General features: G+C 66.8%; 2 protein-coding genes. One reads left to right on the forward strand and one right to left on the reverse strand.

What is annotated here, in order from left to right; genetic code table 11:
• On the forward strand, window positions 1–92 hold a 92-nt coding region (locus AC1DF3_RS37035), incomplete at its 5' end, for a helix-turn-helix domain-containing protein (RefSeq protein ID WP_478142820.1).
• Here AC1DF3_RS37035 and AC1DF3_RS37040 read toward each other — a convergent pair.
• The gene (locus AC1DF3_RS37040; RefSeq protein ID WP_478142819.1) at window positions 80–388 is read right to left on the reverse strand and encodes a response regulator; all 309 of its coding nucleotides are present in this window, start codon (window positions 386–388) and stop codon (window positions 80–82) included. The two genes, AC1DF3_RS37035 and AC1DF3_RS37040, sit on opposite strands and share 13 nt — an antisense overlap.
• Between the last annotated feature and the right edge of the window lie 265 nt (window positions 389–653).

Raw genomic sequence — 653 nt, forward strand, 5'->3', positions numbered from 1 at the left:
CGGCGCAACGGCGCAAGGAGCCGACGGCGGCGCTGCTCGGCATCAGCATGAAGACGCTGTACAACCGGCTCAAGGAGTATCAGTCTTCCTGAACCCGGGCCCGGGCCTCCCGCGCCCGGACCACGGCCTCGAGCACCTTGGCGGTGCTCGCCGGCTTGGTGAGGTGCGCATCGAAGACCTGGGCGCCGTCGTGACGGGTGGCCGCGTCGCCCCATCCGCTGAGGGCGACCAGGGCCGTGCGCGCCGCCCAGGCCTGTGACCTCGATGCACGCGCCGCATTGGCGAGCAGGTTCACGGGGGCCTGGCCGATGCGCGAGGGACCGACGTGCACATGGACCGGCGTCGACGGCAGTTCGATCTTGAGCGTGTGTCCTGCGGCCTCGATCAACGGAACTCACGCCTTAAGCCAACCGGACGACGTGACTTGCCTGGATCCCGGCCGCTGGGGGCCGTGGTGACGCAAAGTTGAGAACACATGGCATGGCTCGCAGGCGCAGAAGTTAACCCGATGAGTAAGCGGCCAGTCTCCCCACCTTGAGATCAGAGGCCAAGCCGGAGACCATGCTGTCCACCTAAGTTAGCTGGACATCTATGGACGTCAATCCGAAGCAACGCCGCCGGCACAGCGCGGCGTTCAAGGCGCAGGTTCTGGC

The organism is Variovorax sp. 10N432, from assembly GCF_056394465.1.